At 64.2% G+C, this 26,790-nt stretch carries 30 protein-coding genes; 15 read left to right on the top strand and 15 right to left on the bottom strand.

Annotation, left to right across the window (positions count from 1 at the left end):
* Nucleotides 1-93: 93 nt before the first annotated feature.
* The 5 genes from DVK00_RS05455 to DVK00_RS05440 form a co-directional block, all read right to left on the bottom strand.
* Complete coding sequence (locus DVK00_RS05455; RefSeq protein WP_004590591.1) at nucleotides 94-642, bottom strand: KH domain-containing protein; 549 nt, start codon at nucleotides 640-642, stop codon at nucleotides 94-96.
* A gap of 67 nt (nucleotides 643-709) precedes the next feature.
* Nucleotides 710-1,645 (bottom strand): serine/threonine-protein kinase Rio1, encoded by a 936-nt coding sequence (gene rio1, locus DVK00_RS05450; protein WP_101351211.1) that lies wholly within the window; start codon nucleotides 1,643-1,645, stop codon nucleotides 710-712.
* Between the two features lie 41 nt (nucleotides 1,646-1,686).
* On the bottom strand, nucleotides 1,687-1,974 hold the full coding sequence (eif1A, locus tag DVK00_RS05445; protein WP_004516096.1) for a translation initiation factor eIF-1A: 288 nt from the start codon (nucleotides 1,972-1,974) through the stop codon (nucleotides 1,687-1,689).
* Between the two features lie 122 nt (nucleotides 1,975-2,096).
* Nucleotides 2,097-2,225 (bottom strand): hypothetical protein, encoded by a 129-nt coding sequence (locus tag DVK00_RS22210; RefSeq protein WP_255410202.1) that lies wholly within the window; start codon nucleotides 2,223-2,225, stop codon nucleotides 2,097-2,099.
* Nucleotides 2,218-3,741, bottom strand: a complete 1,524-nt coding sequence (locus DVK00_RS05440; RefSeq protein ID WP_121577387.1) for an aldehyde dehydrogenase family protein — start codon at nucleotides 3,739-3,741, stop codon at nucleotides 2,218-2,220. Before DVK00_RS05440 ends, DVK00_RS22210 begins: the two co-directional genes overlap by 8 nt.
* 189 nt (nucleotides 3,742-3,930) lie before the next feature.
* Here DVK00_RS05440 and DVK00_RS05435 point away from each other — a divergent pair, with 189 nt between their 5' ends.
* A complete protein-coding gene (locus DVK00_RS05435; RefSeq protein ID WP_121577386.1) occupies nucleotides 3,931-4,647 on the top strand; it encodes a helix-turn-helix domain-containing protein in 717 nt (238 codons plus the stop codon).
* A gap of 1 nt (nucleotide 4,648) precedes the next feature.
* On the opposite strand, the gene DVK00_RS05430 is transcribed toward DVK00_RS05435, so the two are convergent.
* A complete protein-coding gene (locus DVK00_RS05430; protein WP_121577385.1) occupies nucleotides 4,649-5,485 on the bottom strand; it encodes a proline dehydrogenase family protein in 837 nt (278 codons plus the stop codon).
* A gap of 71 nt (nucleotides 5,486-5,556) precedes the next feature.
* Complete coding sequence (locus tag DVK00_RS05425; protein ID WP_101351206.1) at nucleotides 5,557-6,528, bottom strand: proline racemase family protein; 972 nt, start codon at nucleotides 6,526-6,528, stop codon at nucleotides 5,557-5,559.
* A gap of 140 nt (nucleotides 6,529-6,668) precedes the next feature.
* On the opposite strand from DVK00_RS05425, the gene DVK00_RS05420 reads away from it, so the two are divergent.
* The 7 genes from DVK00_RS05420 to DVK00_RS05390 all read left to right on the top strand — a co-directional run bounded on the left by DVK00_RS05420 (nucleotide 6,669) and on the right by DVK00_RS05390 (nucleotide 12,360).
* The gene (locus DVK00_RS05420) at nucleotides 6,669-7,973 is read left to right on the top strand and encodes an ABC transporter substrate-binding protein (protein WP_121577384.1); all 1,305 of its coding nucleotides are present in this window, start codon (nucleotides 6,669-6,671) and stop codon (nucleotides 7,971-7,973) included.
* Between the two features lie 30 nt (nucleotides 7,974-8,003).
* On the top strand, nucleotides 8,004-8,921 hold the full coding sequence (locus tag DVK00_RS05415; RefSeq protein WP_121511832.1) for a branched-chain amino acid ABC transporter permease: 918 nt from the start codon (nucleotides 8,004-8,006) through the stop codon (nucleotides 8,919-8,921).
* Nucleotides 8,918-10,027 carry a branched-chain amino acid ABC transporter permease gene (locus DVK00_RS05410; RefSeq protein ID WP_101351203.1) on the top strand — a complete coding sequence of 370 codons (1,110 nt, stop codon included), beginning with the start codon at nucleotides 8,918-8,920 and terminating at the stop codon, nucleotides 10,025-10,027. The genes DVK00_RS05415 and DVK00_RS05410 overlap by 4 nt, the downstream gene beginning before the upstream one ends.
* Entirely contained in the window at nucleotides 10,020-10,832 is an 813-nt protein-coding gene (locus DVK00_RS05405) for an ABC transporter ATP-binding protein (protein WP_121577383.1), read from the top strand. Before DVK00_RS05410 ends, DVK00_RS05405 begins: the two co-directional genes overlap by 8 nt.
* A complete protein-coding gene (locus DVK00_RS05400) occupies nucleotides 10,829-11,551 on the top strand; it encodes an ABC transporter ATP-binding protein (protein ID WP_101351201.1) in 723 nt (240 codons plus the stop codon). Before DVK00_RS05405 ends, DVK00_RS05400 begins: the two co-directional genes overlap by 4 nt.
* Nucleotides 11,552-11,668: 117 nt before the next feature.
* Nucleotides 11,669-12,079 carry an SCP2 sterol-binding domain-containing protein gene (locus tag DVK00_RS05395; RefSeq protein WP_101351200.1) on the top strand — a complete coding sequence of 137 codons (411 nt, stop codon included), beginning with the start codon at nucleotides 11,669-11,671 and terminating at the stop codon, nucleotides 12,077-12,079.
* A 38-nt stretch (nucleotides 12,080-12,117) separates the two neighbouring features.
* Nucleotides 12,118-12,360, top strand: a complete 243-nt coding sequence (locus DVK00_RS05390; RefSeq protein ID WP_101351199.1) for a hypothetical protein — start codon at nucleotides 12,118-12,120, stop codon at nucleotides 12,358-12,360.
* 11 nt (nucleotides 12,361-12,371) lie between these two features.
* On the opposite strand, the gene DVK00_RS05385 is transcribed toward DVK00_RS05390, so the two are convergent.
* Complete coding sequence (locus tag DVK00_RS05385) at nucleotides 12,372-13,418, bottom strand: HAMP domain-containing sensor histidine kinase (RefSeq protein WP_121577382.1); 1,047 nt, start codon at nucleotides 13,416-13,418, stop codon at nucleotides 12,372-12,374.
* A 113-nt stretch (nucleotides 13,419-13,531) separates the two neighbouring features.
* The gene (locus DVK00_RS05380; protein WP_121511829.1) at nucleotides 13,532-15,508 is read right to left on the bottom strand and encodes a DUF460 domain-containing protein; all 1,977 of its coding nucleotides are present in this window, start codon (nucleotides 15,506-15,508) and stop codon (nucleotides 13,532-13,534) included.
* A gap of 157 nt (nucleotides 15,509-15,665) precedes the next feature.
* Here DVK00_RS05380 and DVK00_RS05375 point away from each other — a divergent pair, with 157 nt between their 5' ends.
* From DVK00_RS05375 to DVK00_RS05360, 4 genes are all read left to right on the top strand, one after another.
* Nucleotides 15,666-16,226 (top strand): sugar O-acetyltransferase, encoded by a 561-nt coding sequence (locus DVK00_RS05375; protein WP_121577381.1) that lies wholly within the window; start codon nucleotides 15,666-15,668, stop codon nucleotides 16,224-16,226.
* 69 nt (nucleotides 16,227-16,295) lie between these two features.
* Nucleotides 16,296-16,643: a thioredoxin family protein gene (locus DVK00_RS05370; RefSeq protein ID WP_101351195.1), complete on the top strand. Its 348-nt coding sequence runs from the start codon at nucleotides 16,296-16,298 to the stop codon at nucleotides 16,641-16,643.
* Nucleotides 16,644-16,705: 62 nt separating this feature from the next.
* A complete protein-coding gene (locus DVK00_RS05365) occupies nucleotides 16,706-17,473 on the top strand; it encodes a glycerophosphoryl diester phosphodiesterase membrane domain-containing protein (protein ID WP_121511826.1) in 768 nt (255 codons plus the stop codon).
* A 95-nt stretch (nucleotides 17,474-17,568) separates the two neighbouring features.
* Nucleotides 17,569-18,087, top strand: coding sequence for an HPP family protein (locus tag DVK00_RS05360; protein ID WP_101351193.1), 519 nt, complete (start codon nucleotides 17,569-17,571; stop codon nucleotides 18,085-18,087).
* Between the two features lie 22 nt (nucleotides 18,088-18,109).
* On the opposite strand, the gene DVK00_RS05355 is transcribed toward DVK00_RS05360, so the two are convergent.
* Entirely contained in the window at nucleotides 18,110-18,547 is a 438-nt protein-coding gene (locus DVK00_RS05355) for a universal stress protein (protein ID WP_121577527.1), read from the bottom strand.
* A 4-nt stretch (nucleotides 18,548-18,551) separates the two neighbouring features.
* The gene (locus tag DVK00_RS05350; RefSeq protein WP_101351192.1) at nucleotides 18,552-19,646 is read right to left on the bottom strand and encodes a sulfite exporter TauE/SafE family protein; all 1,095 of its coding nucleotides are present in this window, start codon (nucleotides 19,644-19,646) and stop codon (nucleotides 18,552-18,554) included.
* A gap of 165 nt (nucleotides 19,647-19,811) precedes the next feature.
* Between DVK00_RS05350 and DVK00_RS21305 the strand changes: the two genes are divergently transcribed.
* Complete coding sequence (locus tag DVK00_RS21305) at nucleotides 19,812-19,982, top strand: hypothetical protein (protein ID WP_157829441.1); 171 nt, start codon at nucleotides 19,812-19,814, stop codon at nucleotides 19,980-19,982.
* Between the two features lie 54 nt (nucleotides 19,983-20,036).
* Nucleotides 20,037-20,963: a D-2-hydroxyacid dehydrogenase gene (gene ddh, locus DVK00_RS05345; protein ID WP_121577380.1), complete on the top strand. Its 927-nt coding sequence runs from the start codon at nucleotides 20,037-20,039 to the stop codon at nucleotides 20,961-20,963.
* An 18-nt stretch (nucleotides 20,964-20,981) separates the two neighbouring features.
* Here the strand turns inward: ddh and DVK00_RS05340 are convergent, their stop codons facing one another.
* Nucleotides 20,982-21,617, bottom strand: a complete 636-nt coding sequence (locus DVK00_RS05340) for a DsbA family protein (protein WP_121535687.1) — start codon at nucleotides 21,615-21,617, stop codon at nucleotides 20,982-20,984.
* A gap of 86 nt (nucleotides 21,618-21,703) precedes the next feature.
* The gene (gene thiD / locus DVK00_RS05335) at nucleotides 21,704-23,092 is read right to left on the bottom strand and encodes a bifunctional hydroxymethylpyrimidine kinase/phosphomethylpyrimidine kinase (RefSeq protein ID WP_101351189.1); all 1,389 of its coding nucleotides are present in this window, start codon (nucleotides 23,090-23,092) and stop codon (nucleotides 21,704-21,706) included.
* 122 nt (nucleotides 23,093-23,214) lie between these two features.
* Here thiD and DVK00_RS21595 point away from each other — a divergent pair, with 122 nt between their 5' ends.
* Nucleotides 23,215-23,379 carry a hypothetical protein gene (locus DVK00_RS21595; RefSeq protein WP_170082748.1) on the top strand — a complete coding sequence of 55 codons (165 nt, stop codon included), beginning with the start codon at nucleotides 23,215-23,217 and terminating at the stop codon, nucleotides 23,377-23,379.
* A 5-nt stretch (nucleotides 23,380-23,384) separates the two neighbouring features.
* Here DVK00_RS21595 and DVK00_RS05330 read toward each other — a convergent pair whose 3' ends face one another.
* Nucleotides 23,385-24,266 (bottom strand): DMT family transporter, encoded by an 882-nt coding sequence (locus DVK00_RS05330; RefSeq protein ID WP_101351488.1) that lies wholly within the window; start codon nucleotides 24,264-24,266, stop codon nucleotides 23,385-23,387.
* Between the two features lie 40 nt (nucleotides 24,267-24,306).
* Nucleotides 24,307-26,619: a peptidase gene (locus DVK00_RS05325; protein WP_121577379.1), complete on the bottom strand. Its 2,313-nt coding sequence runs from the start codon at nucleotides 26,617-26,619 to the stop codon at nucleotides 24,307-24,309.
* Nucleotides 26,620-26,790 lie beyond the last annotated feature (171 nt).

The following is a 26,790-nucleotide window of genomic DNA, read 5'->3' as shown; positions in this document are numbered from 1 at the left end:
TGGTGCGCACCTGATACTGCCTGACGGCGACCGCCCGAACCGATGCTGTCGCCGCGGCTCGCAGCCGACAGCCACGCAGCCGAACTCCCGGCGTTACCCGGTGAACTGGTGGTATTCGAGGCCCTTGTGCTTCATCTCGTTGTGTTTGCGTTCGAGGAACGAGTAGACGGAGCCGTGGGGCGCGCCGTCGAGAATCATTTCGGCGGCTTCTCGCACGGCGTCGACCTGTTCGGGGCCGCCGATGATGCCCAGCGTCGAGCCGTAGATGACCACGGCCGCGCCGGAGAGTTCCTGCATGAGTTCCCGCGTCCGGCCGCCTTCGCCGATGAGGCGGCCCTTCTGGCGGCGGAAGTCGTTCTTGTTTCGGGAGGCGGCCTCGATATCGATGAGTTCGAACATCATCATGTCGTCCTCAAGCAGCGCCAGCGCGTCGTCGGGCGCGAACCCGCGGCCGATGGCCTTCACGATGTCGGGGCCTTTCAGCGCCGTCACGGGGTCGCCGACTGACTCGACTTTCACCGTGCCGTCCTCGGAATCGATATCCAGCCGGACCTCTGCGCGCTCCTCGATTTCGCGCATGGTCTCACCTCCCTCGCCGATCAGCACACCGATACGGTCCTGCGGAATCTTCACGTGTTGCATAAGTATACCTGCTTTTACGAGGGTCTGCCTGTTTAAAACTTCGGCGTCGGTCACGCCGTGCCGCCGTTCACTCGTCGTCGCGGCGGTCGGCCGGTGTTCCCTGTGGGACAGCGTCGTCGTCGCTGCCCGGCGCGGTGTCGGCTTCGTCTTTCGGCGTCGCGTACTCTCGGACGTACGCGAGCAGGTCCGCTGGCGCGGCGTCGACGCCCTGTCTGGCGAAGAAGTTCGCGACGTTACGGCAGTCCCGTTCCAGAAAGTCGTCGGCGTTGGGATGGTGGATCGTAACCGCCTGCCCGAGGTCGATGATATACAGTTGCCCCTCGTGAAAGACGATGTTGTACTCTGAAAGGTCTCCGTGGACGAGGCCGGCGTCGTACAGCCGACGGACGTACTCCTTGACGACCTCGTACGCCGTCTCGGGGTTCTCGATGTGAACTTCGCTGAGACGTTTGCTGCGGCCCTCTTCCGTCCCGAGATACTCCATGACGAGGACGTTCCGCTCGACGGCGATGGGTTCCGGCGTCCGGACGCCGGCCCGGCGGGCGCGCGTGAGGTTCGACGACTCCTTGCGAACCCACGCGGTAACGACCTTCTTTTTATCAGAGCCGATACCCTCGAAGCGAGGGTCTCCGTCGAGATAGCTCCGCATATCCTTGAAATCAGAGGCGTTGATGCGGTACACTTTGACGGCGACCTCTGTCTCGCCCGACAGCGCCGTGTAGACGTTGGCCTCTTTCCCAGTCGAGATGGGACCGCCGAAGGCGTCGATATGGCCGTCCTGGACGAGCTTGTACAGTGCCCCGTAGGTCGCGTCATCGAAGACGCTGGCCTCGACTTTGAACTGGTCGGCGTCCTTGATTCGCTTGCGGAACTCGCTGAACTCGCGGTCCCGCTTGCGGGCGATACGGTCGGCTTCCGTGTCGGAGACGTCGACTTCTTCCCACTCGTCACCCGGTGAGTCGACATCGTCCGTATCGAGCAGGCCGAACTGCCCCTCGGTCACGCTTGCGCCTCCGTCTGCACCGCGGCCAGATACATGTCAGGCTACTCCTGGATGTGTCCCTCCTCGCGCAGCTGGTCGGCATCCTGTTTTTCGTAGCGCCATGTGATGTCGGCTTTCTCGTCCTGCCAGTCCCATGGTTCGACGAGGACCACGTCGTCTTCGCGTATCCAGATGCGTTTTTGCATCTTGCCCGGAATCCGGGCTGTGCGCTCGACGCCGTCCATACAGCGTACCTTGACGCGGTTCGCGCCAAGCATGTCCATGACGACGGCGAACACCTCGTCCTCTTCCGGCATCCGAAGGTTCTTTCTGCTGTCGTTGTCGCTCATAGACGGTACTTCGACGGGGAGAGGTTTAAGGTTTGGAAAAGTTGGACCGTGAACCCGGTCCGTGGCCCCCGTTTCGGTGTGGGACAGACGCTGGGGCCGTACAGAAACGCGCGGTCGTCGCGTCAGTCAGCGCCGAGGCAACCGACCCACGAGCAGTCGGTGCAGGTCTCGATGCCTTTCGCCGTTGTCGTCTCGCCGCGGCAGCGCGGACAGACGGAGCCGATCTCCGCCGACTGCACGGACTTACTCATCGGTGATGATATCGGCTGACAGACCCTGTGCCATCTCGATATCCTTGGAGTTGTTCAGTGTCCAGGCGGTACGCTCGGTGACAGCCTCGATGACCTCGCGGCCACTCGGGAGGCCGTTGCCGGACTTCTTGACGCCGCCGAAGGGCAGGTGGACCTCCGCACCGATGCACGGGAGGTTGCCGTAGGCGAGGCCGATTTCAGCCTCGTCGCGGAACTGGTTAATCTGGCGGTAGTCCTCGGAGATGATGGCCCCGGCCAGCCCGTAGTCGACGCTGTTGTGCATTTCCAGCGCCTCATCGAAGTCACCCGAGTACTCGAGTAGCGCGACGTGGGGCCCGAACACTTCCTCGTTGATACAGCGCAGGTCCTCGTCGTAGTCGATCTCGTAGACGAACGGGCCGACCCAGTGGCCCTCCTCGTGGCCCTCGGGAATCTCTTCGGCACCGAGGTCGGCGCGGTCGACGAGCACGTTCGCGCCCTCCTCGCGGGCGAGGTCGTTGTACTTCTTGAACTTCTCGACCTGATCGTCCTCGATGAGCGGCCCCATGAACGTGTCTTCCTCCAGTGGGTCGCCGACGGCGATGTCTTCGGCGACGTCGACGAACCGCTCTTTGAACTCGTCGTACACGTCTTCGTGGACAATAAGTCGCTCCGAGGAGACACACCGCTGGCCGGTCGTCTTGAAGCTGGACATCACGGCCGAGTGAACGGCGATATCGAGGTCCGCTTCCTCCGTGATGACGACGGCATTCTTCCCGCCCATCTCGCAGGCCGCGATCTTGCCGGGCTCGCCGCCGACCTTCGAGGCTATCTTGTGGCCGACCTCGGCGCTGCCGGTAAACAGGACCGTCTCGACGCGGTCGTCTTCGACGATGGCGTTGCCGGCGTCACCGTAGCCCTGCACGAGATTGAACACGCCGTCCGGGATACCCGAGTCCTCGAACATCTCGGCGATGATGTGAGCACACCACGGCGTCTGCTCTGCCGGCTTCCAGACGACGGTGTTACCCTCGACCAGCGTCACGGCGAGGTGCCAGAACGGGATGGCGACCGGGAAGTTCCACGGCGTGATACAGCCGACGACGCCCTTCGGCTTGCGGCGCATGTAGGCGTCCTTGCTGGCGATTTCGGACGGTACCACGTCGCCGTGGGGGTGTCGGGCGTTGCCGGCCGCCCACTCGACCATGTGCCAGGACTCGGTGACATCGGCCAGCCCTTCGCTGATCTCCTTGCCACACTCCATGGTGACGATTTCGCCGAGTTCCTCGTGGCGGTCACGCAGCTCGTGGTAGATGTCCCAGAGGTATTCCGCGCGGTCGATGTGCGAAAGCGAGCGCCACTCGTCGTAGGCGTCCTCTGCCGCGGCCAGTGCGCGGTCGACATCGGCTTCGGTTCCGCGGTGGAACGAGGCGAGCGCCTCGCCGGTGGCCGGGTTCTGGCTTGTGAACGTTTCGTCGCCGGTGCCTGTTGTCCATTCACCGTCGATGTAGTGTCGTCGTGAGTCGTCTGTACTCATGGTAGGTACTGTACGCGTCCCCCACCAATATGTTCCACCGTCCATGGTCAGGGGGCCGGTACCACCCTGATACATCATCTACAACCCGGCATTATTTCCCATGGTCGGTGTTCCCCTTATGAACCGCACCTTTATTTGCGTCCATATCGTGACTCCCTTTAGCACCCCTTCATACGGAGGGCGCACAGTATGAGTGAAGCACAAGCAGAACACGGGGGACTCCAGCTTACCCTGAGCATCTGGCATCCTGACTGCTGGACGCTCGAAGTGACCGACAAGACGGCGGCTGGTTTGCTGGCACACGGCGTGTACAACACACAGAACGGTAGCGTAAAGGGCCTGTTCACGGCGTACGCCGACAGTATTAGCGAGGTTGAGGACCTCATCGACGCGACTCGTGACTCGTCGCTGACTGACTCCGTGCTGGAACTGCGCGAGCGCCACGGGGCGACTGGCACGGGCTCGTCACCGGGGAACACGACCCGCGAACTGTTCGTTGAGTACGATCCGGACAACACCATCAGCGACAGCCTGCTCTCGCGCGGGTTCATTCACAATGACCCGGTTCGGGTCCGGCACGGTCGCGAACATTGGCCGGTGTTTTTCGCGGACTCTCGCGACGAAGCCGAGTCACTCCTCGACGATATCCGCGAGGAGCAGTCAGCCGATATCGAAGTCACGCGAATCACGTCCGCCGGCGGCGGCAATCCGCAGCAGCTCCGGCGGATGGACCGACTCTCGGACAGCCAGCGCGAAGCGTTCGAACTCGCCCGGCAGGAGGATTACTACGCGTGGCCACGGGGTATCTCGACGCGCGAACTCGCGTCGAAGCTCGGCGTTTCGAAGACGACGCTGCTCGAACACCTTCGCAAAGCAGAAGCGAAACTACTCGACCCGGACCAGTAGTTTAACTCAGAACGGCCCGGACGGCAAACAACGCGTTCTCTTTGCGCTCGCGGACACGCCGGTAGAAGTAGGAGAACCACTTGTCGCCGTAGGGGATGTACTGCCACATCGGGACGCCCTCGGCGGCGAGGTCACGCTGGGCGTCGTCGCGGACGCCCATCAGCATCTGCACTTCGTAGTCAGTGCCGTACTCGTCGTGGAGGTCCTTGGCGTAGTCTATCATTGCCGGGTCGTGGCTGCCGACGCCGATGCCGCCATCGAACTCCTCGAACATCAGTTCGAGACAGTCCCGATAGGCTTCGTTGACGCGCTCTTTCTTCTTGTACGAGACCTCCTTGGGCTCGGAGTAGGCCCCCTTGACAAGCCGGACTTTCCCGGGAAGGGGCGCGAGCCGTTCGAGGTCTTCGGGCGTTCGCTTGAGGTTTGCCTGTGTACAGACGCCAATGCCGCCTTCGTGTTCCGTGACGAGCCGTTCGTACGCGTCGAGGGTCACGTCGGTCGTGGTGTAGTCCTCCATATCAACCCAGACGAAGACATCGCGGTCGTCACCCGCCGCGACGATGCGTTCGAGGTTCTCGACGAACACCTCGTCGCCAACGTCGAGGCCGATCTGTGAGGGCTTGACCGAGATAGCGCAGTCGAGGCCGCTCCTGTCGATTTCTTCTATCAGCTCGATGTACTGGTCTGCGTCCTCGTCAGCCGGCTGGCGCTCGTCGTAGTGTTCGCCTAACAGATTTAGGATGCCCTTGACATCGTCGTCGTTGAGTGAAGCGACGTGGTCGAGTGCCCCCGACGCTGTCTCCCCGGCGACGAAGTTGTTCGCTATCGGCGGAATCATTATCGAAACTACGCCACTATATCAGCCTAAACGCACCCCCTACCAAAAAAATCAGCAGTTACTGACTGAAATCAAGCGAGAGTGAAACTGCCGAGCGTATCGTCGTCGGTCCGGTAAAACGTGTGCTCGCCTGTGATATGCGCTGTGCCCGAGACGACCGGGCTGGTCACGGTGACGCCGTTGGCGACGCTGGTTTCGCTGATGTACCCCTCGAATGTTGATCCGACCGGCCCGGTCACTTCGACACGCTCGCCGATAGCGAGATCGCCGTCGGCGTGGTGAAGGGTCAATCGCGCACACGTGCCTGTTCCACAGGGGGAGCGGTCGACGGAACCGTCGGCGAACACCACACAGCTCCGGTCGCTGTCGCCACCACCGGTGAGTTCGACTGCCGAGACGGTCACCCGTGCGCCGGTGACTGGGTCCTCCGGTGCGGCGTCGTTGACTGCTCGGCGGAGTTCCAGTGCGGGGTCGATACACTGCGTGGCGTCTTCACGGTCGAGCGTGACGCCCAGACTGTCGGCGTCAACAACGGCGAAATAGTTCCCCGAATAGACGATACGAGCCTCGACCGGGACGCCGTCCTGTTCGACGGTAATCGTCCCACAGACGTAACTGTCGACGTTTTCGAACGCAACACGGCGAACGACGCCGTCAGCTATCTCGGCCGTCACGTCAACCAGTCCGGCGGGGGTTTCGACGGTCAGTTCTGGTGTCTCGTGGAGTTCGCCCTGTTCGATGAGTGCGGTCACGACCCCGATGAGGCCGTGGCCACACATATCCAGATAGCCGTCAGTATCCATGAAGAAAACCCCGAGGTCGGCCCGGTCTGTCGGCACCGGGACCGCTCCGAACATATCTGCGTGCCCACGGGGCTCCTGCATGAGGAGTTTCCGGACATCGTCAGCCGTAGCTGCAAACTGGTCGCGCTTCTCCCGGACGGTCTCTCCGGTGAGTGTGTCGGCCTCGATCCCGTCGAGCACGATGCGCGTCGGCTCTCCGCCCGTGTGTGTGTCTACTGTAATAAACTCCGTTCGTTGCATAGCCGTAGCGATACTCTATACACTGAACGCGTTCCAGAAGTATTAATTGACGGCTTTCCGTACGCCGTCCAGAACAGGGTACCTACCATGGACGGGGACACGGTTATACAGGGAGTTACGAAAAAGGATATCAGTATACCATGAACGACCATGACAAGCGTTCGATTGACAGGCGAACCGTAATCAAAGCCGCTGCCAGTGCTGGACTCGTCGGCCTCGCCGGCTGTTCCGGTGGTGCTCCCGAGGACGGTGATGGAGGTGACGGCGACGGTGGCGACGGCGGTGACGGTGAATCGACGGACACTTCGACGGACTCCGGGTCCGAAACTTACACCATCGGGATGGTTGACAGCCTCTCCGGCTCACTATCGGCGTTCGGACAGCGGAATCAGCGCGGCAAGGAAATCGCGCTTGACGACGTCAACTCGGTCGGCGTCGGTGGCGGCACACTGGAAATCTCACAGCAGGACGACCAGAGCACGAGTCAGGGTGGCGTCAGCGCAGCACAGACCCTGGTCAATCAGGAGGGTGTCCCGCTGCTCATCGGTACCGTCGGCAGCGGTGTCAGCACGGCTATTCACGAAAGCGTCGTCCAGAACACTGACGTCGTCCAGATCAGCCAGAACAGCACCAGCCCGAACCTGACGAACTTCCCAGACCTGCTTCGGATGCCGCCGGCAGGCAAGGCCCAGGCGGAGGCAATTTCGTCGCTCCTCAGCGAGGACGGCAACGAGTCCGCCGCCCTGGCCTGGATTAACAACGATTACGGCCAGTCCGTGGGCGAGGCATTCATCGAGGCCTACGACGGAGAAATCGTCTACAACGAACCCCACGACCAGGGCCAGTCCTCCTACAGCAGCACCATCTCCTCGATGTCCGACACCGACGCTGACGCGTGGGTGTTCATCACCTACCAGCCGGAGTTCGCGACAATGTCTCAGGAGGCGTTCGACCTGGGAGTCACCGATCAGGCCGCCTGGTACGGCGGTGACAGCGTCAAAGGGCCGAAGGTCCTCGAATCCGCTCCCGAGGGGAGCCTCGACGGAATGAAAGCCGTGGTTCCAAGCGTCCCACAGGACGCCGAGAACTACCAGGCGTTCGTCTCGGAGTTCGAGGAGCGCTTCGGCGAGGAACCCACGTCGTGGTCGGCGTACGCGTACGACGCGGTAATCGTCAGCGCACTCGCTATCGAAGCTGCAGACGAGTTCACGGGCTCGGCACTCATGGAGGTCGTCCGGGACGTGACCCGTCCCGAGGGTGAGGAAGCGACCACGTACGAGGAGGCACACGAAATTCTGGCCAACGGTGGCTCGCCGTCGGACGTGGACTACACCGGCGTGAGCGGCCCCATCGACCTCGACGAGAACGGCGACCCCGTCGGGTTGCTACAGGTGTTCGAAGTCGTTGACCACGCGTACGAATCCGCTGGCTTCATCGAGGGCTAAGGCGGCCACGACTCTTTCCCATTTTCACCAATGGCGCAGATATTACAATACCTGGCAAACGGGCTCGTTTTCAGTAGTATCATCATCCTCGGGAGTATCGGGCTCTCGCTGGTCTACAGCATCGCCGATTTCGCGAACTTCGCACACGGCGATACGATGACCCTGGGCGCGTACGGGGCGTTCGTCGCCTTCGGCGTGTTCGGCGGTCTCGGCGGCACCGTTCTCGGCCTCCCAATCGGCTTCTTCCTGGCCCTTGCAGTAGGGATGGCGCTTGCTGCCGTTGTCGCCGTCCTCACCCACGTGCTCGTGTACAAGCCCCTCGATACGGACTCAATCGGGTTGCTTATCACGAGCATCGGCGTGGCGTTCGTCTACCGTGCGGTGCTACAGGGGACGTTCGGGACTGACTTTCTACAGTACGACATCAGCCGTAGCGGACCGATTCCGCTGCTGCTGGACACACTTGATGTCGCCGTGACACAGCGAGACGTGGCGATCATCGTCAGCGCGGCGGTGCTCGTCGTCGCCCTGCACCTCCTGCTTCAGCGGACGACGCTGGGCCGGAAGATGCGCGCGACAGCTGACAACCCCGACCTCGCACGCGTGAGCGGTATCCGAACTGACCGCGTCATTCTCGTCATGTGGGTCGTCGGCAGCGCTCTGGCTGCCGCCGGCGGCGTTTTCCTCGCGTTGTACAGTCAGCTTGACCCCCGAATCGGCTTCAACATCCTGCTGGTCGTGTTCGCCGCGGTCATCCTCGGTGGTATCGGCTCGGTGTACGGCGCGATGCTCGGTGGCCTTCTCATCGGGATGCTCCACGAACTGACGCCGCTGCTCAGCGATGTCGGCCTTCCGATTAGCAACGCCTACGCGCCGGCTGTCGCGTTCGTCATCATGGTCGCGGTTCTGCTTGTCAGGCCTCGCGGCATCGCGGGTGATATGACATGAGCACGCTTGATGTCGGTGCCTATTCGGCCCGCGAGAAAGGCGTCGTGGGACTGCTCGGCGCGCTCGGTGCACTCCTGCTCCTGGCGGTTGTGACTGGCTTCCTCGCCCCGGCGTACCTGCTGTATCTCGTTGGGCTGTCGGCGATGTATATGCTCCTCTCGATGGGGCTGAACGTCCAGTGGGGGTACGGCGGCATGATCAACTTCAGTGTCGCGGCCTTCTTCGGCCTCGGCGCGTACGGGACCGCATTGCTGACGGCGTCCGGCTCGCCTATCTCCGGGGGGGTCAGCCCCGTCATCGCGCTGTTTGGTGGTCTCGGACTCGCCGCAGTGCTTGCGGTCATCATCGGCTACCCGACGCTGAAGCTCCGCGACGATTACCTCGCAATCGCGTCGCTGGGCCTTGCAGAAGTCGTCCGCATCTTCATCCTCAACGAATCGCAGTGGACAGCGGGGAGCGCCGGCCTGACCGGCATCCCGCTGTTTTTCTCCGACTGGCCTGTGCTCGGGGACCTGACGTACCCGTACGTCTTCTACGTGGGCGGAGCTCCGCTGTTTTACACGACGCAGTCGGTCGTCACCAGCTTCCTGAACGTCGTCCTCGTCACTGTTATTGTGGCGGCGGTTTACCTGTTCCTCCGCCGCATCCACCGGTCGCCGTGGGGCCGCGTCCTGCGGACGATTCGGACCGACGAGGACCTCGCGGAGACGCTGGGCAAGAACACCTTCGCGTTCAAGATGCAGGCGTTCGTCATCGGGAGCCTCATCATGGCGCTCGCCGGCGTGTTCTACTCCCACCTCGTGTTGTTCGTCAGCCCACAGGACCTTCAGCCAATCACGACGTTCTACGTCTGGGTCGCCGTCATCCTCGGCGGCACGGGCAGCGACCGCGGCGCGATGCTCGGTGGGTTCACCATCGTCGCCATCCAGCAGGGGACCCGCTTCATGACCGACACGGGCGCGCTCCCAATCGGCGCGGCACCGCTCCGGCTCATGCTGGTCGGCCTGCTCATCATCTTCATCGTCAGGCTCCGCCCGGAGGGGATTCTCCCGCCGGAGCGCGAACTCATCTGGCCCGACTCGCTGGGCGGTGGTCGCGATGAGTGAGCAGTCGCTCGTCTCAGACGGGCCAATTCTCGGGAAGGACGATCCGGTGCTCCGGGCCGAAGGACTGGAGAAACGCTTCGGCGGTCTTGTGGCGACTGACGACGCGTCCATCGAGGTCGAACGCGGCACGATTACGGGTCTCATCGGTCCCAACGGGGCCGGTAAATCGACGCTGTTCAATCTCGTCTCGGGCTTTTACGAACCCGATGCAGGCTCCGTCTCGGTCAACGGCGTCGACGTGACCGGCCAGAAGCCCCACGAAATCGCCGATCAGGGGATGATTCGGACGTTCCAGACGCCGCGGAAACCGGAGGGGATGACCGTTCGGGAGGCGCTACTGGTTGGGCCACACAACCAGACCGGGGAATCGATTATCCCGCTGTTCACCTCGCCGAGCACCGTCGAACAGGAGGAACGGCGCTCGCTGGAACAGGCCCAGCAGATGCTCGAACGGTTCGAGATCGGCGATCTGGCCACCCAGCCCGCAACGGACCTCTCGGGTGGACAGATGAAACTGGTCGAACTGGCCCGCGGGATGATGGCCGAACCCGACCTGCTCCTGCTGGACGAACCCGTCGCCGGCGTCAACCCCGTACTGGCCGACAAACTGGCCGGGTTCATCGAGGAACTCAACGAGGAGGGCATCACCTTCCTCATCATCGAACACGACATGAACTTCATCATGCGGCTCGCGGACCCGATTGTCGTCCTCAATCAGGGCAGTGTCCTCGTCGAGGGGCCGCCGGAGGCGGTCCGCAGCGACGAGCGCGTCATCGACGCCTACCTGGGGGGGCCGTCGGAATGACTGACCCCATCCTCACCGTCGACGGCGTCGACAGCGGCTACGGCGAGGTGCAGGTGCTCGACGACCTCTCCTTGACCCTCGGCGAGGGGGAGATAGCCTGCCTCGTCGGCCCGAACGGGGCCGGCAAGTCCACCGTCCTCAAGACGGTGTTCGGCATGCTGGAGCCCTGGACCGGCTCGGTCCGTCTGGGCGACCGCGAAATCGGCGGGATGGCTCCAGAAGACATCGTCCGAATCGGCGTCGGCTACGTTCCACAGACCGAGAACGTGTTCGGGTCGCTGACCATCGACGAGAACCTCCGGATGGGTGGGGTCGCCCGCGACGGCGGCCTCGACGAGGTCGTGGCCGAACTGTACGACCGGTTCCCCATCCTCGACGACAAGCGCAGCGCGAACGCGAAGACGCTGTCGGGCGGTCAGCGGCAGGTGCTGGCCTTCGCCCGCGCGCTCGTGATGGAGCCCGACGTGTTGCTCATCGACGAGCCAAGCGCCGGGCTGGCACCGAACACTGCCAAAGAGGTGTTCGACGACGTGGAGACGGTCAACGAACTGGGCACCTCGATCCTGATGGTCGAGCAGAACGCCCGCGAGGGACTGGGTATCTCAGACCGCGGGTTCGTCCTCGACCAGGGGACGGTCAAGTTCGAGGGCGAGGCCGACTCGCTGCTCGACGACCCGGAGGTGTCCCGGCTGTATCTCGGCGGCGAATCCCGTCGCTGAGGCCTCGGTTCGCTGTTTTCGTCGCGCTCGTCGCGGAGCCACAGCAACGACTTCCCGGGTGTTGCACTCGAACAGACAAGGCAACACAGAAAAGCCCCCCTTGCATACCGCCTGCCAATGACTGTGACGCTGCCGACTGAAGCCGATGACTGGGCCGCTGCGTGGCGCGACCGGATCAACGAGCGGGCCGCGTTCGCTGACAGCGCCGACGGCTTCACCGCCGCGTTCTGTTTCGAAATCCGTGCCGACGACGCCTACACTGGTGAGCCGATACAGTTCTCCGTCGCCATCGAGGACGGCGTCTGTACCGCCGCTGGGACGGTCGCGGACCCCGAGTACGACTTCGCGTTCCGTGGCCCCTACAGCGAGTGGGTCACGATGCTGCAGGGCGATCTGGATATCTCCGCCGCCGCGATGGACGGCACGTTCGACGTCGAGGGTGACACGATGCGACTGCTTCGCCGGCAGGACACCATCGCCGAGATGGTCGCGGCGGCACAGAACGTCGACACCGAGTTCGAGTACTGACCGACGGGCTTTTGTCCGCCCGCTTGGCCTACACGGGTATGCTCGATAAACTCGGTGCGGTTGGTATCGGCGGCATCGTCGTGTTGCTCGCCGGCATCGGTCTGGTCGCGTGGAAGGCTCCCATCGTCGCCGTCGGTATCGCTCTGGTCGTTGGCGGCCTCGGGCTGGTCGTCTACGGACTCGTCACGAGCCTGCTCGGCGCGTTCGGACTCGGCGGCATGGGCGGTATGGGTGGCGGCGGCATGGGCGGTGGGGGTATGGGCGGCGACGGCATGCCCTGAGGCGGACGCAACTAACAGGCGGTGTCTGCACCGACATCGAACTCGAACCGTGCACCGCCGTGTTCTGCTGCCGTGGCACGCACTGTCCAGCCGTGGGCTTCGGCGATTGTCCTGACGATGTAGAGGCCGAACCCAGTGCCGTCAGCCGCCTGTGATGCGCCCGGTTCGAACACCCACTCCCGGTCGTCCGGGTCGATTCCCCGGCCGTCATCCTCGACAGCGAAGCCGTCGGCCGTCAGTACGAGACGAACTGTGATGTCGGTAGTGCCAGCTTTGCGCTCCTCGTCAGATACGTGTTCGTCGAGTTCCGGACCGTGTGTGACGGCGTTGATGAAGACATTCTCGAACAACCGAAGCAGTCGCTTCGGGTCAGCCTCGACCGGTATCGGCGGCGGCGGTTCCAGCACTGCACTGCCGGTTTCGACGTGGTTCCACGCCGTCGTCGCCACGTCGGCGATATCGACCGCCTGCTCGTCGGTTGCCAGCGCGCCCTCTCTGGTCGCCGTCCGCATATCGTCAATAATCGCTTCTAACCGCCCCAACCCGTCTCTAGCGGCGTCGATACGCTCGGGTGACAGCTCCTCGGCAGCGAGTTCGAGGTGGCCGCTGGTGACGGCAAGCGGCGTCCGGAGGTCGTGTGCCAGGAGGTCGGCGAACTCTGTGAGCCGCTCGTTCTGTCGCTGGAGGTGCCACTCCCGTTCGCGCCGGTCCGTGATGTCGCGACCGACACCACTGAACCCCTGCACTGTGCCGTCGTCCCCCGTAAGAAGTCGACCGCTAAGTTCGAACGTCACTACCCCTTCTGTTGTCTCCGCCCGCGCTTCGACGCTCGTTTGACCTGATTCAAACACCTCCTCGATGGCTGCTTCAACGGCTGCCCGGTCGTCCGCGACGAAGAACTCGGTCGGCGCTGTGCCTGACAGTTCGCTATCCGTCAGGTCGAACAGTTCGTTCAGCCGAGCGTTCCAGTACGCAAGTTTGGCGTCTGCGTCGTAGACGTAGAAGACGTCGTCGAGCGTCTCGACCGCGGCCGCCAGAACACGACACTGGTCTTCCATGCGAGAGAGACGCACCCGAAGAACATAACTACTCAGTACAGATTCGCACTATCGGAGCAGCACCCCGGTAGCAGGGCTGCCCCGTTACTGCCTGCCGGGTCCTAGCACAGCGTTTAGTTCTCGCTCGTCGGCCGGTCAGCCCGGTGTTCGCTGATGATCTGGTCGACCATCTCCGCGTTCTGCTCCTTCCGTCGCTCGGCGGCCCGCTCTTCCCAGTCCTCGATTGCCGCCTCGACCTCGCCTTCGCGGGCGACGGCCAGTTCGTCGACTTCCTGCACGGTGACTAGCTCTGCCGGTGCGACGGGAATATCGTTGTCGAACAGCACCTGATCGGCGATGTCAGAGAGGTTCCCGTTCCGGAGCACGATTTTCGGGTCGATATCCGCCAGTTGCTGGGCCGTCGACCGGCCCGCGCCCGAGGCATCCCGAAACATGACGATGTCGTCCTCAACGAGGCCAAATCGCTCGTCGGCGTCGGCGATGGCATCTCTCGTGAACTGTTCGACCACCTTGACCGGGGTCAGTCCCTCCTGCTTCTCCGATACGTCGGCGAAGTTCGAGTGGTCGAGCTTCCACAGCGCCTTCAGTCGGTCGAGCTTGTCGGCCAGCGTCTCCCGCTTCTCCTGTTCCTCCTCGACCTTCCGTTCGAGGGCTTCGTTGCGCCGCTGGAGCCGCGTCACCTCGCGGTCCTTCCGGACCTCGCGTCGGCCTTCGCTGCGGGCTTTCTCCAGTTGTTTGTCCTTCTCAGAGAGCTGCTCGTCCTTGCGCTTGATCGTCTCTTTGAGGTCGTCGACGTGCGATTCGAGCCGCTCGATGCGGGCGTTCAGCCGCTTGATCTCCTTCTCGTCGTCGGTGAGTTCCCGCGGTTCGTGCGCCGTAGCCTCCTCGTCCTCGCCGTCGTCGTCTTCGAGGTCCCGCAGCACCGTCTCGACACTCTCCTCGCCGGCGACGACGCGGTCGACGACCGGTCCCACATCGTACTGCGGCGGGACCTTGCCTGCGACGCGCTCGAACTGGTCGGCGTGGTGGTCGAACGCGTAGAGCGCGGCGGCCATCGCGTCGCGCTCGTGGTCGTTGTCGTAGGCCTCCTCGCGGGTCCGGTGTTTCTTCTCGTCGACCGGGAGGTCGGTGTCTGGCTCCCAGCCCGCGGCGCTAAATGAGCGCCGGAGTTTCTCGACGGTTTCCGGCATCGGCGTCACGTCGGCGGCGACGACGACGGGCCGACCGCGCTCGATAATCCACTCCGTCGTCGCAGCGGTGTCGTCGGTCCGCGAGGAGTACACGTCCAGCACAGTGCCGTCGAGGGAGACGATGGCAACGGCCGTCGTCGTCCCGGGGTCGACGCCGACGATGACGTGGTCGCGCCGTTTCGCCAGCGGCTTGAACTCGATGCCGTCACGTCGCTGGCGCTCGATTTCGACGCGCGTGTCGCCCGACCGTGCTCTCGACACCGGAATGTCCTGCGGTCGAGCCGACACCTGAAACACGGCGTTGGAGAAGCCGCCGTACTTCTCGGTCACGTCCCGCTCGTATTCCAGGCCGGCAGCGTCGAGTTCGGACTCGACCTCGCGGGCGCGTTTCTTGACCGCGCCGTGAATGCGTCGCGTGTAGCGGTCTTCTGACCATCCCCCTTTTCCGGTCGAGCGGCCCCGCGAGACCTTCACCTCCGTCGTGTCGGTGAAGGCGGACACCTCCTGGCCGACGTTCGCGGCGGCCAGCCGTGCCGCGGCCTCGGCTTCCTCCATTGGGTCCTTGCCGTAGGGGACGCCGTGGCGCTTGGCGACCCGCGACAGCGGTTCGGGCCGCTCGTCGCCGGTCACCTGCACCAGTTTCGTCTCGTCCGGGAGCGAGCCCAGGACGTGGATCAGGGCGTCCTTGTCCTCGGCGAGCTCGTACATGTTGTCCGTCGCGACGATAGCCGGCTCTTCGTCCTCGATGCGCCGGCGGAGCTTCCGCCGCGAGACCACGTCCCGCTCGACTGATTCCCCGTCGAAGACCACCAGCGCGTACGACGGCGCGTCGCCGCGTACGTCGCCGCTCTGGATGTCGACACCGAAGACGACTGCGTCGAGCGCTGCCGTGCGGTTCACGAATCATGGTAGGCGACGGTCGATTATAAATCCGTTCCGGGGACGAGTCCCCGCACTGACTCCCAACGGTCAACCGAAACGCCTCTTGGTCGGGCCAGTCAACTGTCGGACATGATTGCACAGCGGCGTCGCGGTACCGCTCCGGAGGTCAGTCGGGATGCCCTCTGAAAAGGAGAAGATGCTCGCGGGCGAACGCTACGACGCGAGCGACCCGGAACTCGTCGCTGCCCGCGAGCATGCGAACGCGCTCACTCGGGAGTACAACCGGACCGACCCGTCGGAGACCGACACCAGACAGGCGCTCATCGAGGATTTGTTCGGCTCGGTCGGCCCGGACTGTCACGTCGAACCGCCGTTCCGGTGTGATTACGGCGAGCATATCCACGTCGGCGAGGGCTTCTACGCGAACTTCGACTGCGTCGTGCTGGACGTCTGCCGGGTGGATATCGGCGACGATTGCCTGCTCGGGCCGGGCGTCCACATCTACACCGCAACGCATCCGCTCGACCCGGATGAACGTCGTAGCGGCGTCGAGTACGGGAAGCCGGTGTCTATCGGCGATAACGTCTGGGTCGGCGGGCAGGCGGTCATCAACCCGGGCGTCACAATCGGTGACGACGCGGTCATCGGTTCTGGTGCAGTCGTCACCGACGATGTTCCGGCCGGGGTCGTCGTTCAGGGGAACCCAGCATCGGTCGTGCGGGAGATCGAGGACTGACGGCCACGCACAGCAACCGCGGCTGTGGCCTGTCGCGGGGTTCTTCGCGCTGTGGCACGTACTAGCCGTATGGACACGACAACGGAACACGGCGTTCGGACGGTCGAAACGCGGGACGAACTCGACGACGTGCTGGCGACGACTGACCGCGTACTGGCGATGGTCCGGACAAGCGGCTGTACAATCTGCAAGTCGATGGAGCCGATACTCGACATCGCAGCGAAGGCGACTGATGCCACGGTGGTCGTGTTCAATCCCAAACGCGACCTCGATGCCGTCGACGCATTCGACGTCCGGAGCGTCCCGACGCTCCTGCTATTTGTCGACGGGGCGCTTCTCGACCGCCGCGCCGACGGGTTCGTCCCGGCAGAGGAGCTTATCGAGTTCGTCGAGAGTGAGTCGGAACCGGGCGCGTGAACTGAGTGGCAGTGTCACACTGAGGCAACACTTTTGCCATTGCTTGTCGAAGCGCTCCGTTGATGGCCCTCCAAATCGGCTCCGTCCTCGAAGAGGCGGGGTATCGGCTGTTCAGTCGTACCGGTGCGATACTACTTGCAGCGTTTTTCGCCCTGATGATCGGTTTTCAAACGCTGTTCAACACAATCTTGGCGACGACTTACGCCAGAATGGGATACGGCGAAATCGCTGCAGCCCTACCGCTCACCCTCGACATCCCGCTTTCCGTCGCGGGTGCCGGTATCGCCATCGGCTCCGTAGTCTCACTGTATCTCACCATCGTGTCCTTCCGGACGTTCGCTGCCGGAGCGCGTGACAGTTTCCCAACGGGAGCGCTCACACGGAACGTACCGCTGGCGATGGTGAACGTGTTTGTCGGCGGAATCGTCTACAGCCTGCTGGTGTTCATCGGGTCGGTCCTGCTCCTCATCCCCGGTATCTTCGCTTACGTCGCGTTCATCTTCATGATGCCGTACGTCATCGTCGACGACCGGAACTTCGTCGCGGCGCTCAAAGAGAGCTATCGGCTCACCGAGGGCAACCGGCTGGCGCTGTTCGGACTGCTGTTGATTGTCGGTACCGCCGCGGCGCTCGTCGGTGGTGTCATCGGATTCGTCGGCGCGCTAGCGCTTTCGGGGCCGACTTCGCAGCTTCCGACCATTGTCATCCAACCTCTGGCGTCGCTGTACGGCACCGCAGTTGTCGCAGTCGCGTTCGAGCAACTACGCGAGAGTACCGGGATGCCGCCGTCGGCTCCGAGCGAGGACGACACGACGACGACGGCGCTCTGACTGGAACGGCTGGCCGCTGCCGTCTCCACTCAGGATTCCAGCGCCGATTTGCCGGACCGTGACTGTCTTGTCCGTCCAGTTTCCTATCGGGAGCAATGCGACGGCATCGAGTCGGCACGAGCCTGTACGCCGGCGTGCTGTTCGTCGTCCTCGGAACGCTTGCGTGGGCAAGCGGGCAACCGTTTATCTTCCCGAGCCTCGGCCCCTCGGCGTTCGTCCTCGCCTTCCACCGGGACGGTGACCGGACAGGGCTGGTCAGCGTTGTCGCGAGCCACCTCATCGGCGGCCTCGCGGGGCTGGCCGCGTACAGCCTGCTCGCCGGCGGTGTCTCACTCGTCGCGGACCCGACCGCGTTTTCCACGGCCGGGCTCCGCCTCGTCGCGAGCGCGACGCTCTCGCTCGTCGTGACCAGCTGGGGGATGATTGCGACCGACACCGTCCACGCGCCGGCCTGTGCGACGACGCTCATCGTCTCCTTAGGGCTGCTCTCGACGCCGCTACAGGTCGCAGTCATCGTCGTCGGTGTCGCCGTCCTCGTCGCGTTCCATGCGCTCGCGCTGTCAGCGTATCACCGAGCGACCGAGCCGTTCCGGACAGGCCCGGTCGACGGCTGATGCGGTCGCGGGGTCGCCGTGGTCACTCCTCGGACAACTGGATGGTCAGCACCGGCACCGGCGACTCCCGAACGACCGTCTCCGCGACGCTTCCGATGAGATAGTGGTCCAGCCCGGTCCGGCCGTGGGTCCCCATCACGACGAGGTCTGCCGGGAGTTCCGTGACCGCGTCGACGATTTCGCTTTTCGGGACGCCCTCTCGCTGTGTGGTTTCGACCGACACGTCGTCCGGCAACTCAGCGACGGTCGCCTCGATGGCCTCCGCGGCGCGCTCGCGCTCAGCGTCGAGCCAGGCGTCGGCCGAGAGGCCGCTCGACGGGCTCTCGAACCGGTTCCGGGTGTCGACGACAGAGAGCACGTGGACCGTCGCGTCGAACCGGCCCGCAATCGTGCCGGCGTGGCGCGCCGCCGCACCGATACCGTCGCTGCCGTCGGTCGGGAGGAGAACCGTGTCGTACATCGTCTCAGACACCACCCGTCGCCATCAGGAACAGCGCGGCGGCGATGACTGCGAACAGCCCGCCGACGAACTTCTTGATGGTCCCGGTGTCCAGTGCGGTCGAGACGTACGGTGCAATCTGGCCGCCGGTGACTGTCGCGGGCACGGTCCAGACGACCATGTTCCACGGCGTCGACGCGAGGTCGATAGAGTGAGCGCCCGGAACGAGGCCGCCGCCGAAGACGTGGACCACCGAGGCCAGAACGGCTGTCAGTGCCACAACGATGTGGTTCGTACCGATGGCGACCCGGACGGGGACATCCGTTCGGAGCATCGAGATGATGCCCAGTTCGCCGACGCCGAAGCCGGCCAGGCCCTGGAAGACGCCGCCGATGCTGTAGTTGGCGAACCGCTCAAGGTAGCCGCCGCGCGTGTAGCCGTAGTCGTTGCCGTCGCGGTCGACGCGCGTAACCGCCCCGTCGTCAGCCGTCTCGACGCCAGCCGGCCCGAGTTTGTTGGCGTCGTCGGGCAGGGTCTTGTCGCCGCCGTCGGCCGACACGTCGGGGTCGCTGTCGCCCGCCTCGCCCGGCTCTTCGTGGCCGAGGTCGGCCTTGAAAAGCAGGTACGAGGCCGCCAGCAGGGCGATGCCGAGCAGCGCGTGAAACAGCGGTTCGGGGATGACAAACGAGAGCAGCGCCCCGGCGACGACGAAGGGCACGCTCCCGAGGACGAGGCTCAGTGCGAGTCGTCGGTCGACGAGCCCGTACTGGATGAACGCCAGCGCCGAACTGGAGAGGCCGAACGACTCGCTGATGAGGCCGACTTTCACCAGCGTCTCCGGGGTCAGCGTCTCCCCGGCGAGCACCGGGAAGACGAAGATGAGAAACGGGACGAACAGCGCCGACCCGCTGATACCGACCGTGTTGACGATGGTCGCACCGGTGACGAAGGCGATACAGAGCCACCAGTACTCGAACCAGTAGCCGCTTCCCGCGTCCGCGGGCGTTGGCGCGGCGGTGTACACGCCGACGACGAACAACAGCGGTGCCAGGAAGACGAAGACATGCTGGTACTTGAGAAACCCCTTCTGGAGTCGACTAGACGGTGACGACGTTGTCATTGACGCGTGAAGCCAGCATTGTGAACTATCGGTTAAAGCCCTTGTTGTCTGTACTTGTTTCAAAAATCGTTGTAAAAACCGTCGAAGACGGCAAAAACGCATGGCTCCGCCGGCTCCCTAATATCCCTAATATTTATTTCACAGGCCGTGGTAACATCTAGCGTCATGAGTTTTCCACAGGGACCGATGGAGTCGGGCGGCCGGTCGAGTTACGACGAAGACGCCAGCGACGCCGTAGACGGCGGACTCTTCGGAGCCCTGCACCGCTTCTCGAAGCGGTGGTCCCGCCGCTACGTCGAGATGCGCGTTGACGCGCTCGACAGCCGCCGGGACTGAGCGGTCCGGCGCGTTCCGGAAAAGGACTATACCGTCCCCGCCGCAGGGACGGGTATGGATATCGACAGAATCGCCGTCCACGAGTCGGTCGCGAAGGCCTGTCCGCTGGAGGCGATGGTCGCCGCGTTACAGGGGTCCGACGTTCCCGTCGAGGCTGTCGGCGACGACGCCTCATTCGACGCCGGTGATTGCGTCGTCACGTTCTCCCCCCGAGACGTGTTTCTGGACGCCGCCTGGGTCCACGGCATCCGCGCGGGCTACGACGAGTTCGACGTGGCCGCCTACGAGACCGCCGGGACGGCGCTGACGAACAGCACCGGCATTCACGGCGACACCGTCCCGGAGACTGTCGTCGGCTATCTGACGGCGTTTGCCCGCCGGCTCCACGTCTATCGGGACCGACAGGGCGACGCCGACTGGACCCACGAGCCGTACGAAGCGCCGTTCACGCTGACCGGCGAGCGGGTGTGCGTGGTCGGCCTGGGGACCATCGGCCAGGGCGTCGCCGACCGGGCCGCCGCGCTCGGCATGGATGTCGTCGGCGTCCGGCGCTCGGGCGACCCCACAGAGAATGTCGAGCGCGTGTACACGCCCGACGAACTGGCCGCCGCCGTCGGCGACGCTCGCTTCGTCGTGCTGTGCTGTCCGCTCACCGAGGCGACCGAGGGGATGGTCGACGCCGCCCTCCTCGAAACGATGCGGGACGACGGCTACCTCGTCAACGTCGCCCGGGGGCCGGTCGTCGTCGAGGACGCGCTGCTGGCCGCGCTCGATGCGGGGGCGATTGCGGGGGCGCCCCTCGACGCCCACTGGGAGGAACCGCTGCCGGAAACCCACCCGCTCTGGGACCACGAGTCGGCTATCGTGACGCCACACGTCGCCGCGTCCACGAACCGGTATCACGAGGACATCGCGGCGCTTGTTCAGGAAAACGTCGAACGGGCCACACGCGGCGAATCACTCCGGAACCGCGTCGCCTGAGCGCCCGACAGCGCCCGCTCAGGTGCCTTCGACAAGCCGCTCTAGCTGCTCTGGCGGAACCGCACCGCGGGCGGCGTGGCCATCGTGGGCGAACGTCGGGACGCCGGTGATGCCCTGGCGCTGTGCCGCGGTAAACTTCTCCCGGACCGCTGAGCGGAGCGCGTCGTCCGCGAGCGCCGAGCGGATTTCGCCGCCATCGACGCCCGCGTCCTCGGCCAGGTCGACCAGCAGGTCCTCGTCGCCGATATCCTGGCCGTCCTGCCACAGCGCCTCGAAAACGGCCACGTCGAAGGTCAGCCACGTCTCGTAGTCGTAGTGCTCTTTGACGTAGTAGGAGGCAATCTGGGCGGGCAGGGAGTCGATGTCGGTGGCGATGTCTAAGTCCATCTCCACGCCGTACTTCTCCTGGAGCCGTCGCACGCCCTGCTTTGCCTGCTCGTAGTAGTCCTCGTCCTTGCCGTCGTCGACGGAGTGGTCGATGGAGCCGTCGGGGTTACGCTTCCCACTTCGGAGGTCAAAGGGGTGCCAGTCGATCTCCAGTTCCTCCTCGCGCGTCGACTGGTACTGCCTGAGCGACTCGCGTCCGAGATAACAGAACGGGCAGACGTAGTCCGAGAAGACCGTAATCCGCTCGCTCGACTGTGTCTCACTCATACGTTCTGATATGCGTCGCTCGGGGTTAAACGCGGCCACCGTCTGTGTCAGATCAGCGCACGACCGCTCTACTCCGCCCGGTTCCGTTACGCCCCGTCGTCGACGGCCTCGTGGACCGTCTTGACGCGCGAGACGATGGCATCGACGGTCGCCCCGAACAGCATCGCGTGCTCGTCGGTACCTAGCCCCTCACGGCCGACGACGGCGACGGGCGGGTCGTCGCTGGCTCCGAATGCCCGGTCGACGCCCCATTGGGCCGTGGCGTCGGCGGCGACCCCGTCCGGTCGCTTGCCCGGGTCGTACGAGGCACTCGTGCCGTCTAGCGACGACAGCGCGTCCTCGACGGCGTCGGTCAGCCGACAGTCGATGGCGAACCGGAGCGACGGGTCGTGTTCACGGGCGGTCAGCAGGGCGCGAGCCACCGTTGTGGACGCGCCGAAGCGGACGCCGCGGTTCGGTCGGACGCCGTCCATCGTGCGGGCGATGCGGCCCTCAACGGCGGCGACCGCGTCGGGTGTCTCTGCGTAGGGGGTCGCGCCGGCGACGGTCATCCCTCGCTCGGGAACCAGCCCGGACACGTCCGCCTCGACGAGCGCCGACACAACTCGCTCGACGGCCTCGCTCGTCGGATGGTGTGCGGCGTCGTTACGCGCCTGGACGAGGTGGTGGACCGCACCGGGACCTTCTCCGATGTCGACGTTATATCGAACTGCGCTCGCAAGCAGGTCGACACTGCTTCCGACTGCCGTCGGCAGGTCGTCGCCGTGGGCTAACTGTGTCGCGATGGCCGAAGAGAGCGTACAGCCAGAGCCGTGAGTGGCTTCGGTGTCGATGCGGTCGTGGCGGAACGTCGTCACCCCGTCTTCGGTCACGAGCGTATCGACGACGGCGTCACCCGGGACGTGGCCCCCCTTTACGAGCGCGCTGTCGGCCCCCATCTCGACGAGGTCGCGGCCAGCCTGTTCCGCGGCCGCGGCGTCGTCGACATCGCGCCCGGTCAGGACGGCGGCCTCGTCGGCGTTCGGTGTGACGACCGTCGCCTCGGCGATGAGCGATTCGTAGGCGTCTTCGGCCTCGGCGGCCAGCAGCCGGTCGCCCGAGGCTGCCACCATTACTGGGTCGACGACGAGGTTCGGCAGGTCGGCGGCGTGGTCCACGACTAGGTCGATGACCTCGCTCGTCGCAAGCATTCCCGTCTTGACTGCGGCCACGTCGAAATCACCCGTCACCGCCTCGATCTGAGCCTCGATCTCCTCAATCGGGAGCAGATGCTGGCCCTGTACGCCCGTGGTGTTCTGTGCCGTCACACTCGTGATCGCGCTGGTCCCGAAGCCGCCACAGGCCTCGATAGTCTTGAGGTCAGCCTGGATACCGGCCCCACCACCGGAGTCGCTGCCGGCGACAGTCAGCACGACTGGCAGTGTCACTGGGGCGTCCGCTCGTGTCATATCAGATGCCTTTGCCGGCGGCCACATATCGGTGCTGGTCTCTCAGTAGGACTCTGTTGTTCAGCAAAATCCTAGTATGCTAATAATACTTCATACCACATCCGAGAAACACTTATGTAGCGCTGTGTCGGATGTGCCCTTGTACCACAATGGAACCAGCGTCGCGCGATACTACCGACTCCGACGAGCAGTACGGCAGCTTCACCACTGGCGGCGGCGACGTCGTCGTCTACGACACCGAGAACCCGACCGCGTGGCTTCAATCGAGCTATGCGGTACAGGTTGGCTGCGCGTCGGAACGAAAGTCGGCCTGACTTTTCTATCCGACCGATATCATCGCGATACCGACGATAGCGAGCCCCGCAGCGGCCAGCCGTGCTCGGAACTGCGCCTCGTCGAGTACAATCGCACCCAGAATGACGGCGACGATAGCCTGCCCGTTGACGATTGGTGACACGATACTCGCCGGGAGCAACTGGAAGGACAGCAACACGATGTGGTTTGCGTAGGCGACGAACATCGCTGCGACGACGAACTTCGGGAGATCCCCCCGCCATCCCGACGGGACCTGATACCGGAACGCGAGCGGCGTCATCAAGACGGCGATGCCGACGGCCATCACCGGGATGTACGTCGTCGGTTCGATGGCCAGTTCCTGCATCAGCACCCGCTTGCTTACATCAACGAGCGCGAACGCCGCAGCCGACAGCAGCGCCAGTTGTGCGGGCCGGGACTTCCGGGCCCGCTTGAGCGGGGCCAGTAACGCTGTCCCCTGCCAGTTTGCGACGTAGACGGCGGCAGTCGCGACGACGACGCCGCCGACCTGCAGCGCAGAGAGGTGCTGGCCCAGCAAACCGACTTCAAGCGGCAATACGAACACGGGGACGATTTTGCTGATCGGCGACACGTAGGAGACTTCGCCGACGCGGATCGCTCGAAAGAGGGTGAGCAGCCCCACTGCCGTCACCGCCGTCACAGCGAGTATTGACGAGAGGGCGTTGATGCGGCTGCCCGCCGGGAGGAACGGCTCGTTGCTGGCGAAGACGATCGGGAGGTAGACGACGGGGACCAGGCTGTAGGTAAGCAACAGAAACACCGGCGACGGGTAGTCGGTGAACCACCGCTTCATCACGAACAGGTACACCCCAAACACCAGCGCCGACAGGACGGCATACGCGATTCCGACGTTCACGGTTGACAACGACTGGCCGACCGCAATAACTGTTCCCTTCGGGCTCGTGTCAGGAACGACGCTGGCGGGCAATCAGAGCTGCAAGCAACACCGCGAGACCGGCGATAATCGCGGTAAAGCCGTCGCCCTCTCCCGCTGTCGTCCGTTTGTCTGTGGGCATCTCCGTCGGGCTCGGAGTTGACGGCGGTGCCGCCGTCTCCGTTGAGACGACCACGTCGACCGTCGTCGTCGTTCGTCCGTCACCCACCGACAGCGACACTGTTCCGCGTTCACCGCGTTCATCGAGGGTGACTGTTCGCGTGACTGTTGTCGTTACCTGTGGCGAGAGATACAGCCGCTGTTCGGCGAACACGACATCGTTGCGGCGGAACTCGACCGTTGCTGTCCCCGGAATATCGTTGTCGTTGGCGACAGTCGCAGTCACGTCGACCCTGTCCCCCTGCTTGACTTCGCGGGGACTCGCGGTGACGTCGGTCACGCTGGCTACCGCCGGCTCCGTCACCACGACAGTGACGGTGTCACCGTCGACGCTGATCACGTATCGGCCGGGGGCAGCAAACGTGTGTGTCACTTCAACCTCGGTCCGTACTCCCGGCTCGATCTGGCCCTGTTTCGCGTCGACGACAGTCTCGTTGACCGCGAGCGACACGTTGTACGCCCCTGCCTCGCCGCCAGCGTTCTCGACGACGGCATCGACCGCGAGCGTCTCGTTTGTCGCCAGCCGGATCGGTTCGCTACCGCCGACCGGTGTGTCCGACCGGTAGAGACTATCTGCGCGGTAGGCGTCCGCCCTGTCGACCGGCGGGAGGCTGTAGCCAATACGGGCGGGAATCGAACCGAACAACCGCCGATGTGTCGTCTCGTTCCACATCGTCACGGCCGCTGCCGTCTCGGTCTCCGTCGCGGTCGCGTCCCGGACGCTCGGGTCACTAGCGGACTCGATCTCAGCGAGGAGCTGCGACTGCGTGACGGGGTCACGGTAGCCGTTCAGCGACTGAAACACGCGCTGGAGTGTCTGGTTACGGCCAGTCGCCGAACGGATGTGGACATCGGTTCGTCCGGCGACGAGCGCCCCTTTCCAGTAGTTCGCGTCGTTCGTCCAGCTTGTCCTATCGGTCAATCTCACGTCACTGTAGACCGGCCGCCCGCCCGCCGCGAGCTGTGCCTGAAACTCGTCGAACCCGATCCGGTTCTGTTCCAGCGTCAGGACAGCGGCGTAGTACGTCGCCCAGCCTTCGACCGTCCACCGTGTCTTCCCCGTCGTCTCGTAGGCCTGCCGGCTGTGGACGTACTCGTGGAGCCAGACGTTGTTCGCGACATCCAGCGACTGCCGGGACTGGACCCACATATCTGCGTCACCGATCTGATATCCCTCGACCCCCCAGCTGACGGCCCCGGATGGCGCGGCGACGACGAACACCTGCTCGTCACGGTCACCGACCCGGAGCGCGTTCGACGCGTTCGCCATCGAGTCCAGCACCGAAATCGGTGAGGCCGTCATCGTCGCACGCTCTGGCACAGCCAGCGTGAACGTCTGGTTGTGCGCCGTCTCCTCGAAGGTCGCGACCTCGCCGAGGTACACGATTTCCTCGCCCGCCGCACCAGGCCCCGCCGTCCGGAGTGTCCGGTTGTACCTGACGGGGTCACGGCCGGTGTAGCGCCAGCGCGTCGGCGTCTGTGAGCGTGTGAGCAGCGCCCACTCGCCCGTATCGACGCTGAGATACCGTCCCTCGGCACCCTCCGGACCGCTCTTTTCGATGGTCCGATTCGGGTTGATGTGGTAGCTGATCGTCGCTGTATCCGTCGGCTCTTCCCACTCGTACACGGACTCGTTGACGCGCTCGAACCCGTCCGTTTCGGTCACCGTCGCCGCCGCCGGGACGTGCGTTTCGAGGTCGACAACCCGGTCTGGCACCTCGTAGGTCAGAGTCACCGCGACTTCGCCCGGCTGTTCCGGTACGCGCGCGTAAGTCTGTGTCTGCTGAATTACGTCACCATCGCTGGTCTGTGCTGTACCCGATATGGCTGTCCCCGTCTCCATGCCGGCCGCTGTCGTAGCTATGTCCCCGCCTTGTTCCCGTGGCTGTCGTCGATGTGTATCGGCGCTTCTCGTCCGGATTACTGAGCTATTCGCCTCGGCAGTGCCTGTCGACGACTGCACTGTCCCGACCGTCGCCCCACTCCGATTTGGCGCTGTCTCACTTCTGTACGTGCAGTTCTCGCCGACCCCAGCCGCCAGTCCGTCGTCGTCAGTCACCGCCCCGTGGTCAGTAGTCGCCGCCACCGGGAGCGACGCGATTCCCCCACCGAGGAGAAGGACCACGAGTCCGACGGCCACCACCCGCCGGGGTACAACGAACATTGCGAACAGTTACCGTCCCATGGTTGAAATAGTTGACCGCCGATCGTGAGTGTTGGTATCACGCATCGATAGCCGCTGCTCCTGGTTGTACTCAGAAGTTCTCACGACGGCACAAAAACGGCTGGATATAGTTCACTGCGGGCGATCACAGCTGAAAACCAGGGAGTAGGT

The organism is Haloarcula sp. Atlit-47R, from assembly GCF_003665985.1.
GTDB lineage: Archaea > Halobacteriota > Halobacteria > Halobacteriales > Haloarculaceae > Haloarcula > Haloarcula taiwanensis.
This window is presented reverse-complemented; position numbering and strand designations above follow the sequence as displayed.

Excerpts from the sequence above, each read along its gene's own strand:
- DVK00_RS05455 (WP_004590591.1), bottom strand. The coding sequence starts at position 642 with ATGCAACACGTGAAGATTCCGCAGGACCGTATCGGTGTGCTGATCGGC.
- eif1A (WP_004516096.1), bottom strand. The coding sequence starts at position 1,974 with ATGAGCGACAACGACAGCAGAAAGAACCTTCGGATGCCGGAAGAGGAC.
- DVK00_RS22210 (WP_255410202.1), bottom strand. The coding sequence starts at position 2,225 with ATGAGTAAGTCCGTGCAGTCGGCGGAGATCGGCTCCGTCTGTCCGCGC.
- DVK00_RS05440 (WP_121577387.1), bottom strand. The coding sequence starts at position 3,741 with ATGAGTACAGACGACTCACGACGACACTACATCGACGGTGAATGGACA.
- DVK00_RS05435 (WP_121577386.1), top strand. The coding sequence starts at position 3,931 with ATGAGTGAAGCACAAGCAGAACACGGGGGACTCCAGCTTACCCTGAGC.
- DVK00_RS05430 (WP_121577385.1), bottom strand. The coding sequence starts at position 5,485 with ATGATTCCGCCGATAGCGAACAACTTCGTCGCCGGGGAGACAGCGTCG.
- DVK00_RS05425 (WP_101351206.1), bottom strand. The coding sequence starts at position 6,528 with ATGCAACGAACGGAGTTTATTACAGTAGACACACACACGGGCGGAGAG.
- DVK00_RS05420 (WP_121577384.1), top strand. The coding sequence starts at position 6,669 with ATGAACGACCATGACAAGCGTTCGATTGACAGGCGAACCGTAATCAAA.
- DVK00_RS05415 (WP_121511832.1), top strand. The coding sequence starts at position 8,004 with ATGGCGCAGATATTACAATACCTGGCAAACGGGCTCGTTTTCAGTAGT.
- DVK00_RS05410 (WP_101351203.1), top strand. The coding sequence starts at position 8,918 with ATGAGCACGCTTGATGTCGGTGCCTATTCGGCCCGCGAGAAAGGCGTC.
- DVK00_RS05405 (WP_121577383.1), top strand. The coding sequence starts at position 10,020 with ATGAGTGAGCAGTCGCTCGTCTCAGACGGGCCAATTCTCGGGAAGGAC.
- DVK00_RS05400 (WP_101351201.1), top strand. The coding sequence starts at position 10,829 with ATGACTGACCCCATCCTCACCGTCGACGGCGTCGACAGCGGCTACGGC.
- DVK00_RS05395 (WP_101351200.1), top strand. The coding sequence starts at position 11,669 with ATGACTGTGACGCTGCCGACTGAAGCCGATGACTGGGCCGCTGCGTGG.
- DVK00_RS05390 (WP_101351199.1), top strand. The coding sequence starts at position 12,118 with ATGCTCGATAAACTCGGTGCGGTTGGTATCGGCGGCATCGTCGTGTTG.
- DVK00_RS05385 (WP_121577382.1), bottom strand. The coding sequence starts at position 13,418 with ATGGAAGACCAGTGTCGTGTTCTGGCGGCCGCGGTCGAGACGCTCGAC.
- DVK00_RS05375 (WP_121577381.1), top strand. The coding sequence starts at position 15,666 with ATGCCCTCTGAAAAGGAGAAGATGCTCGCGGGCGAACGCTACGACGCG.
- DVK00_RS05370 (WP_101351195.1), top strand. The coding sequence starts at position 16,296 with ATGGACACGACAACGGAACACGGCGTTCGGACGGTCGAAACGCGGGAC.
- DVK00_RS05365 (WP_121511826.1), top strand. The coding sequence starts at position 16,706 with ATGGCCCTCCAAATCGGCTCCGTCCTCGAAGAGGCGGGGTATCGGCTG.
- DVK00_RS05360 (WP_101351193.1), top strand. The coding sequence starts at position 17,569 with ATGCGACGGCATCGAGTCGGCACGAGCCTGTACGCCGGCGTGCTGTTC.
- DVK00_RS05355 (WP_121577527.1), bottom strand. The coding sequence starts at position 18,547 with ATGTACGACACGGTTCTCCTCCCGACCGACGGCAGCGACGGTATCGGT.
- DVK00_RS05350 (WP_101351192.1), bottom strand. The coding sequence starts at position 19,646 with ATGACAACGTCGTCACCGTCTAGTCGACTCCAGAAGGGGTTTCTCAAG.
- DVK00_RS21305 (WP_157829441.1), top strand. The coding sequence starts at position 19,812 with ATGAGTTTTCCACAGGGACCGATGGAGTCGGGCGGCCGGTCGAGTTAC.
- ddh (WP_121577380.1), top strand. The coding sequence starts at position 20,037 with ATGGATATCGACAGAATCGCCGTCCACGAGTCGGTCGCGAAGGCCTGT.
- DVK00_RS05340 (WP_121535687.1), bottom strand. The coding sequence starts at position 21,617 with ATGAGTGAGACACAGTCGAGCGAGCGGATTACGGTCTTCTCGGACTAC.
- thiD (WP_101351189.1), bottom strand. The coding sequence starts at position 23,092 with ATGTGGCCGCCGGCAAAGGCATCTGATATGACACGAGCGGACGCCCCA.
- DVK00_RS21595 (WP_170082748.1), top strand. The coding sequence starts at position 23,215 with ATGGAACCAGCGTCGCGCGATACTACCGACTCCGACGAGCAGTACGGC.
- DVK00_RS05325 (WP_121577379.1), bottom strand. The coding sequence starts at position 26,619 with ATGTTCGTTGTACCCCGGCGGGTGGTGGCCGTCGGACTCGTGGTCCTT.